This window comes from Thermomicrobiales bacterium, from assembly GCA_023954495.1.
Taxonomy (GTDB): domain Bacteria; phylum Chloroflexota; class Chloroflexia; order Thermomicrobiales; family CFX8; genus JAMLIA01.
Genome location: JAMLIA010000101.1, coordinates 1 through 10,499, shown reverse-complemented (window position 1 = coordinate 10,499; position 10,499 = coordinate 1). Strand labels below are relative to the sequence as shown.

Here is a 10,499-nt window from a genome sequence, read left to right as displayed (position 1 = left end):
CCTCCAATACGGATTGGATGTCACCCCACCCACCCCGCAATCACCCGCGCACACTCCAACGCCTCCGCCCTCCTCGTATCAACCTCCAGGTCATACACCACACCCCCCTGCACCACAGCCGCTTGCGACGCGGCCATGCCGCCGACGCGGTCGCCGCGGGCGAGTTCGCGGGCAGCGGCGATGGTGGGATCGCAGTGGACGCCGACCCATAGCACGTTGATGCCGTCGAAGCTGGCGCGCATGCGCTCTTGCGATGCTGCGCCGCTGAGGAAGACATCGTCGACGATGATGCGTGCGCCGCGCCGCGCCATTTCGGCGATGCCGGCCATCCAGGCGGCGGCGACGGTGCGGAAGGCGTCGCCGACCTCGACTTCGCCCTGCTCGCCGAAGGTCACGCCTGAGCCGGAGCCGACGAGTGACGGCGGCATGGCGTCGATCAGGTCATCGATGCTGAGGCTGAGCCATGGGTCGGGCAGGATCGCTTGCAGGCAGCGCGCGATGCCGCTCTTACCGGAGCTGGAACCGCCATTGAGCACGATGATCTGAGTCGCCATCTTGTGAATCGTCCATCCATCGAACGAAGCGAGCCTCCCCCGTTCCCAGGAGAGGCTCGCTTCTCTTCGTCTAGAAACCAGTTCGCCCGCTACTCCCCACCACCCTGCAACGCCGCCCACACCTTCGGCGCAGACAACGGCATATCAAGATGCGTAACACCATGCGGGGCCAGCGCGTCGAGGACGGCGTTGACCGTGGCCGGCGTTGAGCCGATCGTGGCGGCCTCGCCGATGCCCTTTGCGCCCATCGGGTTGAGCGGGGTGGTGGTGACGGTGCGGTGCAGGTCGAACATCGGGAAGCTGTCGGCGTGCGGGACGGCGTATTCCATCAGCGTGCTGGTGATGAGCTGGCCGTTCTCGTCGTAGACCGACTCCTCATAGAGCGCCTGGCCGATGCCCTGCGCCAGCCCGCCGTGCACCTGCCCCTCGACGAGGATCGGGCTGATAACGTTGCCGCAGTCGTCAACCGACCAGAAGTTCTTGACCTCGACCTTGCCGGTCTCCGGGTCGATCTCGACCATCGCGACGTGCGTGCCGAACGGGTACGTCTCGCCGGTCGTCTTGAAAAAGTCGGTTGTGACCAGGCCGGCGTCGATATCCTCCGGCAGACCGCCACCGTAGGCGATCTCGGCGATCTGGTTGAGGGTCAGCAACTTATCGGGCGAGCCCTTCACCCGGTAGGTGCCGGTCTCGCGATCGTACTCAACGTCATCCTTGGCAACCTCAAGCTGGTGCCCGGCGATGGCGAGCATCTTGTCGCGGATCTTCACCGCCGAGGCCATGACCGCCGCGCCACCGACCGCCAGACCGCGGCTGCCCATCGTGCCGTTGCCCTGCGGGGTGTTGCTGGTGTCGCCGTGGTGAACGACGATGCGGTCGAAGTCGGCACCCAGCTCGTCAGCCAGCATCTGGGCGAAGGTCGTCTCCTGACCCTGCCCGTGCGGGGAGATGCCGGTGAAAATGCTGACCGCGCCGCTCGGGTCGATGCGGATGCTGCTGCTCTCCCACGGGCCGAATCCGCAGATCTCGACATAGGACGCCAGACCGATACCGACCAGCCGCCCTTCCTCGCGGGCCTTTGCCTGCTCGGCGCGCAGCTCTGCGTAGTTAGAAACCTCCAGCGCCTTGTCGAGCGCCTTCTCGTACTCTCCCGTGTCGTAGGTGAAGCCAGCTGGTGTCTTGTAGGGGAACTGCTCCGGCTGGATGAAGTTCAGGCGGCGTAGTTCGGCGGCATCCTTGCCCATCTTGTGCGCCAGGATGTCAACCGCGCGCTCAATGTAGTAGGCGGCTTCCGGGCGTCCAGCGCCGCGATACGCGCCGATGGCGGAGGTGTTGGTGTAGACCGCCTTCGCTTTCAGGTCGACGTTCGGAATGGCATAGCAACCGACCGACATCATCGTCGTGATCGGCGGCATGTCGAGGCCGGCAGGATAGGCACCAGCGTCGCCGGTGACATCGAGCCGCAGGCCTGTGATGACACCGTCGGCGTCGGCTGCCAGCTCGATTTCGGCCAGCTGGCAACGCCCATGAGTCATCGCCGCGAAGTTCTCGGAGCGGGTCTCCGTCCACTTGACCGGTTTTCGCAGCTTGTTGGCGATTGCCGCCGTCGCCAGGTCCTCGCGATAGACCGGGATCTTGGCTCCGAAGCCGCCGCCAACCTCCGGCGCGATGACGCGAACGTTCGACTCGTTGATGCCGAGCTGCGTCGCAATCGTCCGACGCACCCAGTGCGGTGCCTGGTTGGACGCCCAGACGGTCAGGCCGTTGGTGAGCGGATCAGGCGCAGCGGCGGTGACGCGGCCCTCCATCGGTGTCGCCATGACGCGCTGCGAGCGGATGCGCTGCTTGATCGTGTGCGCCGCTTCGGCGAACGCCTTGTCGGTCTCGCCGCGCGCGCGGCTGTAGCGAATACCGACATTATGGCGGATGCCGTCCCAGACGAGCGCCGAGCCCGCCTCCTGTGCCGCCTCGATGTCGACGACAGCCGGCAGCTCCTCGTAGTCGATCTCGACGAGATCGGCGGCGTCGCGGCCCTGCTCGACGCTGTCAGCGACGATCACGACGACCGGCTCGCCGACCCAGCGGACCTTGCCACGTGCCAGCGGCCAGGTTGTTGGAGTGGGGATCGGGCCGTCGTCCTCGACAACCTCTTCACCGGCTGTCTCGCCGGATTGCCCCTCGGCCTGCGGGTTGTCCTCTTCCATCGGCGCACCTTCGCCGCCACCACCGCCCGGCATCGGGCCGCAGAACTCTTCGAGCTGCTCGCTGGTGTAGATCGCCACCACGCCGGGCGCTTCCGCCGCTGCCGACGTATCGATGCTGTTGATCTTCGCGTGCGCAAACGGCGAGCGGACAAAGGTCAGGTGCAACATGCCGTTCATTTGCAGATCGTCGACATAGAGCGACGAACCGGTGATGAGTCTCGGGTCTTCCTTGCGGCGCACCCGTGCGCCAATCATTGCGCTCCGAACCATCTTTCGTTGCTCTCCTTCCCACCCCGACGGTGTAGTACCGTATCTGCCAAAGGCGGAGACGCCAAGCGTCAGGGCAGCAGATCCTGTGTCGTGTATTGACGCAGCGTACCAGCACTTTGCCGATTAGGGGAGTAGTGTCGCATGACTGATTCCAGACTCGCAGTGGATGATCTTGTCCAATCGATGATGGCGGATGAATCGGTACCCGGAGCAAGCGTCGCTGTCGTGGTCGATGGCGAGACCATATTCGCTCGCGGCTACGGCGCGGCTGACCTGGCTACGGAGCGTCCGGTGACTCCGGACACCGTCTTCGGCATCGGCTCACTCGGCAAGTCATTCACCGCCGTCGCGGTTGCCCAACTCGTCGCCGATGGTCGCGTTACACTCGACACACCGGCTGGCGAGTTGCTGCCGGATTTGCGCCTGCCGGAGCCATTCCCAACTGCCGACATCACCCTCGATCACCTGCTGTCGCACGTCTCGGGACTGCCGGTGCTACCGGCACTGGAGATGTCGCTGGGCTGGCTGGAATCGGACGCGCCGATGGAGAGCGCCACCGACCTGCTGCGCTACATCGCAACGATGTCGGAGAAGCCGGCCGGTCTGCCGGGCGAGCGCTTCTCATATTCGAACGACGCGTTCTCACTGCTGGGCGAGATCATCGAGCGGCTGAGCGGCGAATCGTTCGCGACCTACATGAATGCGCACGTCTTCGGGCCGCTGGGTATGACGCGCTCGACGATGGCCGATCCGCTGAGCCTCGGCTGGGACGACGTGACCAGCCTCTATGACTATGAAGACGGTGCGCCCGCCTTCCGCGCACCCTGGCCGCAGAGTGCGATCATCGCGCCGGCCGGCCTGCATCGCTCGACAGCGAACGACATGGCGCGCTACCTCGCCGCCCACCTGAGCAGCCTGCCGGGCGTGCCGGAGCAGTTGCATCGCGAGCTGCACCGCACGCGGATCAGTCGCGATTCGGAGTCGGGCTACGCGCTTGGCTGGGGCACAACGGACAACTTCCGTGGCGAGCGTGCGCTGATGCACTCGGGTGGCATCACCGGCGTCTCCTCGCACGCGCTGCTGCTACCGGAGCGCAACGCCGGCGTGATCGCGCTGCTCAACGTCTCAAGCGGCCCATCACGCGAGATCGCCGAGGCGGTCGCGACCGAGCTGCTCGGCCTGCCGTCCGCGCCGGAGCCAGCGCCATACCCGCTTCCGGATGGCGAGCTGGAGCGCGTCAGCGGCTCGTACAGCACCTGCCGCGACACGGCGGTATTCGGCAGTGACGATGGCCAGCCGACGATGACGCTGAGCGGTCAGCCGGCCAGCAGCATCGTGCCGAGCAACGCAGGCGAGTTCCGGGTGACGTTCGGCAAGCGCACCTTGCTGGCTGTCTTCCCAACCGAGGACAGCCCTGCGCAGTTGGCAACCATCGGCGGGCGCGTCTACTGGCGCGATGAATAGACGCGACGGTTTTGCCATACTGTGTACGACGAATCTCCGTGACTTGGGCGTGATTGGTCGCGGATGGCTCGTATGGCACGACCCTGGGTGGGGTAGTCCAGATCAATCTGTAGATGCTGGGGGGTGCGATGCGCTGGTTGCTGCCGCGCGAGGATACATTCTTCGTGCTGTTCGAACGCTCGGCGGCCTGCATGGTCGCGGCGGGCGAAGCACTGCGGGAATTTTTCGCCGGAGAGATCTCGGCTGATCGCTTCCAACCTCTTGATGACCTTGAGCACGAGGGCGACCAGATCACCCACGAGGTGGTTGGCCGCATCTCGCGCACCTTCATCACGCCGATGGACCGCGACGATATCCACCGCCTGATCCACGTCTTCGACGATGTGATTGATGCCACCGAGGAGGCCGGCGAGATCGCGCTGCTCTGCAACGTCGATCACGTGCCGGAGTTCGCCCAGGAGCTGACCGACGTGCTGGCCCAGATCTGCCAGGAGGTCGCGAACCTGGTGCCCTTCCTGCGCGGTGGCGATGGCTACCGCCAGCACATCGTCCGGGCCCACGAGCTGGAGAACGAAGGGGATCGGGTCTGGTCTCGCGCGTTCGCAGCCCTTTTCGAGGGGCAGTTCGACGCGCTGGACGTCATCAAGTGGAAAGAGATTTATGAGACGCTCGAAGACGCCATCGACGCCTGCGAAGAAGCCACTCAGATCATGGAAGAAATCATCTATAAGATGGCGTAGTCGAACGGAAGGATCGGCCAACGGTGGATGAGGTACTGCTCCTCCTTATCCTCGTCTTCGCCGCGGGCGTCGCTTTCGACTTCATCAACGGATTTCACGACACCGCCAACGCCATCGCTACGGTCGTGGCGACGCGCGTGCTATCGCTGCGCACCGCTATCCTCATGGCTGCCGGATTCAACATCTTCGGCGCGCTCACCGGCACCGCTGTCGCCGAGACAATCGGCTCCGGGCTGGTCGACGAGGGCTCGGTGACGCAGTCGGTCGTGCTGGCCGCGTTGATTGGCGCGATCATCTGGAACCTGCTGACCTGGTGGTTCGGCATCCCGTCGTCCTCGTCGCACGCGCTGATCGGTGGTTTGCTGGGTGCTGGTGCCGTGCACGGCGGTTTCAAGGTCTGGCAATGGACCGGCATTGAAAAGACACTGGTAGCGCTGCTCGGCTCACCGATCATCGGCTTCATCGGCGGCCTGCTGCTCATCACGATCGTCTCCTGGCTGACATTCCGCATCCGCCCGACAACCGGCACGCGCGTCTTCCGTGTGCTGCAGCTCTTCTCAGCCGCGTTCATGGCCTTCAGCCACGGCTCGAACGACGCGCAGAAGACGATGGGCATCCTGACGCTGGCGCTCTTCACCGCCGGGCACCTCGATTCGTTCCACGTACCGTTCTGGGTCATGATCACCGCCGCACTGGCGATGGGTGCCGGCACAGCCGCTGGCGGACGCCGCATCATCCACACGATGGGCGACAAGATCATCAAGCTCAACCCGATCCACGGCTTCGCTGCCGAGACAGCCGCAGCGACCGTCATCTACACCGCCAGCCACCTCGGCTTCCCGGTCAGCACCACGCACGTCATCTCGTCGTCGATCATGGGCGTCGGATCGGTGCGCGGGCGCGGTGGCGTCCGCTGGGGTGTCGCCCGCACGATCGTCAGCGCCTGGGTCCTGACGATCCCGGCCTGCATGATCGTCTCCGGCATCTGCTACCTGCTGCTGTCCATCTGGATTGCGTAGCGTGGCGTATATCGGATTGTGGGGCACGCGAACGTTACCTGAGATACACACGCTATGCGGCTCGATCGGACGAAGTGCATCACGATCTTGTGCGCCATCGGCATGATGGCGCTCTCCGGCTGCCGTGACGCACCCTCCGGTCAGCAGATCACAGACACTTCGACGGACAGCATAGTCGCCATTCAGAGCACGGCCACTCCGGCACCCACGGCCACCCCCGCGTCCTTCTTTCCAATCGGGTCGGCCACAGCAAACCCCGCTGAGCCGTTCAACTTCGGCCTCATTTCCGACCAGGTCGCAGAGGACCCCGGAGCTTTGGGTTATGTCAGCGTCAGCCAGTTCGTTGTGACGGGGCGAGTGGAGGAGATCCTTCCCGCCCGATGGTCAACGCCCGACGGCACACGTCCGGAAAACCCGTACGACGTGGTGCCTCAAAGTGCAACCATCGTGACGCCATACATCATCGCGCTGGACAGTCCACCGATCCTGAATCGCACATCGACGAATCTCGATAACGGACGAATTGTTGCGCTGATGAACGGCGGCAATGTGCGTAACGACAGCGTCACAATCCACTTGCCGTGGCTGAACCTCTCAGTCGGAGAACGGGTTCTCATCACGCTGGACGCAAACCCGACGACGTACAACCCGCCCGGCCCGATCGCGACTGATGCAGGACCCGGCTGGTGGCTCACGATGAAGTGGACGCTGACCGATGACGGCAAGGCAGTCTCGTGGCTTGGCACAAGGGACGCGGCGGATCTTGTAGCCGAATTCAGCGATGCAATCGAGTTCCTGAACCCACGGACACCACCGACGGAGACGCCTGTGTCATAGCGGAGCCTTCGCACCAAACAGTCGGCGTTACGGTAGCGACAGTCACCCACTTGTCCTGTCATCTCGAATCGCAGCGAGAGATCTCCTACCCGTTCGATGCATCCCAACGCAGGAGAGATTCCTCGCTACCGGGTGCCAATGCCCGAGTGTCCCCTTGGGTGTTGACACTGACAATCCACTCAATGACAGGAATACAGGTCGGCAGCCTCACCGCCTCTGTCATTCTGAACGCAGTGAAGAATCCGTCCTCCCCGCTGGATAGCCCGATGCGTGGGGACGGATCTTTCGCTTCGCTCAACATGACAGTGAAGTGGCAGGCGGACGGCCGGACGGTTCATGCCAGGTACAGTATCGAGTGGTTCGTCAGCGCCAGACTGCCTGATCGTTCAGGCCGACAGCCACCACCTTGGCCTGTCATCTTGAGCCTCAGCGAAAGATCTCCCACCCGTTCAATGCAGTCCAACGCGGGGGAGATTTCTTGGACTGCACCCCAAAGACCGAACCACCGTCAAAGAGAACTTCAGCTGCTGGTCGTAGACTGACGGCCAGCGCAGGAAGGATGAGACGATGGCGAATGGACGGGTTCATAGCCGGGAGTTCAAGCTGCAGGTGGTGCGCCAGATCGAGGATGGCGAGAAGCGTCCAGCACAGGTCTGCCGGGAACACAACCTGAGTGACGGCCTGGTCTGGCGCTGGCGACGGGAGTATGCCGCACGCGGTGAGGCCGCCTTCTCCCCGCAGGAGCAGACGGGTTCAGCCACGCTGGAGCAACGCATCGCCGAGCTGGAGCGGTTCTGTGGGCAACTGGCGCTGGAGAACCAGGTGCTAAAAAAGGGGCTCGCCAGCGCTCGCTCGCGGAACGACACGCCATGATCAGCGCTGCGCAGACAACCCACCCACAACTCTCGATCCGTCAGCTGTGCGCGCTCTTCGGTGTCGGACGCACCTGGTATTACACGCAGCCGACCGAGCCAGACAGCCAGACTGTGGCGCTCCGGGCGGCGATCGAGACCATCATCCTGGCCTTCCCCGGCTATGGCTATCGCCGTGTCACCAAGCAGCTCCAGCGTGATGGTTGGACGATCAATCACAAGCGCGTCTTACGGGTGATGCGCGCAGAATCCTTGTTGTGTCAGCTCAAACGGCACTTCGTCGTGACGACGGATGCGACCCATGCACTGCGGCGATACCCGAACCGGATCCGGGATCTTGACATTGTGCGACCCAATCAGGTCTGGCAATCAGACATCACCTACATCCGATTGCCAGCAGGCTTTGTCTACCTGGCCTGCATCATCGATAGCTATTCACGGCGCTGTATTGGCTGGGCGCTCTCACGCACGATCGACACCGCGTTGGCACTGGATGCCCTGGAGCAGGCACTCCAGACGCGGCAGCCCGCGCCGGGACTGATCCATCATTCGGATCAGGGCGTGCAGTATGCCAGCACAGCCTATGTGGCGCGGTTGGAGGAGGCGGGTCTCGCGATCAGCATGACGAGTCGTGGCAACCCGTACGAGAATGCCAGGGCTGAGAGCTTCTTCAAGACGCTCAAGACTGAGGAGGTGAACACCAACGCGTACCAGTCGATCGAGGAGGCTGCGGCCAATCTGGACCACTTCATCGAGGACGTGTACAACCACAAGCGGTTGCACTCCAGCCTCGGCTATCGGTCGCCTGCTGAGTTCGAGGTGACCAACGCAACGACCGTAACCTCTCTTTGATCGTGGTTCGCTATTTGGGGTTCACTCCACTGTTCGCACAGGACACCCCCTCTCCTCCGAGGAGAGGGGGCCGGGGGGTGAGGTTATAGTTCCTCACACAGCGAAAGGCGGGGCGGATGGATGTTCAGGCGGATGTGCTGATTGCCGGAGGCGGGCCGGTCGGGTTGACGCTAGCGATGGATCTCGTGCAGCGCGGCGTGCGGGTGGCGCTGGTCGAGCGGCGGGCGGCGGGTGAACCGCCGAGCGTGAAGTGCAACCACGTCGCGTCGCGCTCGATGGAGCTGTTTCGGCGGCTGGGCGTCGCGGGCGAGCTGCGCGCTGCCGGTCTGCCGGACGACTTCCCGCACGACATCGCCTTTCGGACCACGTTCACCGGCCGCGAGCTGACTCGCATCGTGCTGCCGTCGCCGACCGGGCGTCGGCGCGGCGACGCGGGTGCAGACACCGACTGGCCGACGCCGGAGCCGCCGCACCGCATCAACCAGATCTACCTTGAGCCGATCCTGTTCAACGCCGCCCGGCAGCTGGACGGCCTGACGACCCTCAACCGCGTCGAGCTGGAGTCGCTGACGCAGTCCGACGACGGCGTCACTGCGACGGCACGTGACCTTGCGAGCGGCGCGGAGGTGCAGCTGTCTGGCGCGTACCTCGTTGGCTGCGATGGCGGGCGCTCGACGGTGCGACACCAGATCGGCGCGCGGCTGCAGGGCGATGCTGTTGTCCAGCGTGTGCAGTCGAGCTACATCCGCGCGCCGGGTCTGCTGGCGCTGCAGGATGGCGCGCCGTCGTGGGGCAACATCTCGCTGAATCCGCGGCGCAGCGGCACGGTCTACGCGATCGACGGGCGCGAGACGTGGCTGCTGCACAACTATCTGCGCGACAACGAGCCGGACTTCGACAGCGTTGATCGCGATTGGGCGATCCGCGAGATTCTCGGCGTCGGCGCGGATTTCGCCTACGAGGTCATCTCCAATGAAGACTGGTTCGGTCGGCGGCTGGTGGCCGACAAGCTGCGCGACCGGCGCGTGTTCATCTGCGGCGACGCGGCGCACCTATGGGTGCCGTACGCGGGCTACGGGATGAATGCCGGACTGGCCGACGCCGAGAACCTGGCCTGGCTGCTGGCGGCGCGCGTGGCCGGCTGGGGCGCACCGACGATCCTCGATGCCTACGAGCGCGAGCGCCTGCCGATCACAGAGCAGGTGTCGCACTTCGCGATGAACCACGCCCACGCGATGGCGAAGCAGCGCCGGGCCGTGCCGCCCGAGATCGAGGACGACTCGACGGCCGGGGACGCGGCGCGAGCCGATTTGGGCAAGGCCACCTGGGATCTGAACGTGCAGCAGTACGCCGCAGCCGGGCTGAACTTCGGCTACTACTACGACGACTCGCCGCTGATCGAGCAGGACGGCGAGCCGCATCCGCCCTACACGATGGGCAGCTTCACGCCCAGCACCGTCCCCGGCTGCCGCACACCGCACGTCTGGCTGGCCGATGGTCGCTCGCTCTACGACGCGCACGGCGACGACTACGCCCTGCTGCGCCTCGACCCGACACTCGACGTCGCCCCGCTGCTGTCCGCCGCCGCAGCCGAATCCCTGCCCCTGCGTCTGATCGACATAACGCGTGAAGAAGTAGGGCCTGTCTACACCACTGCGCTGCTGATCTCGCGGCCTGATCGGCATGT

General features: G+C 64.5%; 9 protein-coding genes. 7 read left to right on the top strand and 2 right to left on the bottom strand.

The genetic code is table 11. From position 1 onward, the window contains the following. Positions 1-20: 20 nt before the first annotated feature. On the bottom strand, positions 21-554 hold the full coding sequence (cpt, locus tag M9890_14320) for a chloramphenicol phosphotransferase CPT (GenBank protein MCO5178127.1): 534 nt from the start codon (positions 552-554) through the stop codon (positions 21-23). Positions 555-643: 89 nt separating this feature from the next. Continuing rightward, complete coding sequence (locus tag M9890_14315) at positions 644-3,028, bottom strand: xanthine dehydrogenase family protein molybdopterin-binding subunit (protein ID MCO5178126.1); 2,385 nt, start codon at positions 3,026-3,028, stop codon at positions 644-646. Between the two features lie 141 nt (positions 3,029-3,169). Here M9890_14315 and M9890_14310 point away from each other — a divergent pair, with 141 nt between their 5' ends. The 7 genes from M9890_14310 to M9890_14280 form a co-directional block, all read left to right on the top strand. Beyond that, positions 3,170-4,492 carry a beta-lactamase family protein gene (locus tag M9890_14310; GenBank protein ID MCO5178125.1) on the top strand — a complete coding sequence of 441 codons (1,323 nt, stop codon included), beginning with the start codon at positions 3,170-3,172 and terminating at the stop codon, positions 4,490-4,492. Between the two features lie 128 nt (positions 4,493-4,620). Next, positions 4,621-5,232, top strand: coding sequence for a DUF47 family protein (locus M9890_14305; protein ID MCO5178124.1), 612 nt, complete (start codon positions 4,621-4,623; stop codon positions 5,230-5,232). 23 nt (positions 5,233-5,255) lie between these two features. Then, entirely contained in the window at positions 5,256-6,251 is a 996-nt protein-coding gene (locus M9890_14300; protein MCO5178123.1) for an inorganic phosphate transporter, read from the top strand. A 54-nt stretch (positions 6,252-6,305) separates the two neighbouring features. Further along, complete coding sequence (locus M9890_14295) at positions 6,306-7,088, top strand: hypothetical protein (protein ID MCO5178122.1); 783 nt, start codon at positions 6,306-6,308, stop codon at positions 7,086-7,088. A 567-nt stretch (positions 7,089-7,655) separates the two neighbouring features. Beyond that, entirely contained in the window at positions 7,656-7,961 is a 306-nt protein-coding gene (locus tag M9890_14290) for a transposase (protein ID MCO5178121.1), read from the top strand. After that, positions 7,958-8,812 (top strand): IS3 family transposase, encoded by an 855-nt coding sequence (locus M9890_14285; protein ID MCO5178120.1) that lies wholly within the window; start codon positions 7,958-7,960, stop codon positions 8,810-8,812. The genes M9890_14290 and M9890_14285 overlap by 4 nt, the downstream gene beginning before the upstream one ends. Before the next feature lie 116 nt (positions 8,813-8,928). Continuing rightward, positions 8,929-10,499 (top strand): FAD-dependent oxidoreductase (locus tag M9890_14280; protein ID MCO5178119.1); only part of this gene is annotated, 1,571 nt, incomplete at its 3' end.

Bases quoted from the DNA above. Each gene is read 5' to 3' on its own strand.
- cpt (MCO5178127.1), bottom strand. From the start codon at position 554: ATGGCGACTCAGATCATCGTGCTCAATGGCGGTTCCAGCTCCGGTAAG.
- M9890_14315 (MCO5178126.1), bottom strand. From the start codon at position 3,028: ATGGTTCGGAGCGCAATGATTGGCGCACGGGTGCGCCGCAAGGAAGAC.
- M9890_14310 (MCO5178125.1), top strand. From the start codon at position 3,170: ATGACTGATTCCAGACTCGCAGTGGATGATCTTGTCCAATCGATGATG.
- M9890_14305 (MCO5178124.1), top strand. From the start codon at position 4,621: ATGCGCTGGTTGCTGCCGCGCGAGGATACATTCTTCGTGCTGTTCGAA.
- M9890_14295 (MCO5178122.1), top strand. From the start codon at position 6,306: ATGCGGCTCGATCGGACGAAGTGCATCACGATCTTGTGCGCCATCGGC.
- M9890_14290 (MCO5178121.1), top strand. From the start codon at position 7,656: ATGGCGAATGGACGGGTTCATAGCCGGGAGTTCAAGCTGCAGGTGGTG.
- M9890_14285 (MCO5178120.1), top strand. From the start codon at position 7,958: ATGATCAGCGCTGCGCAGACAACCCACCCACAACTCTCGATCCGTCAG.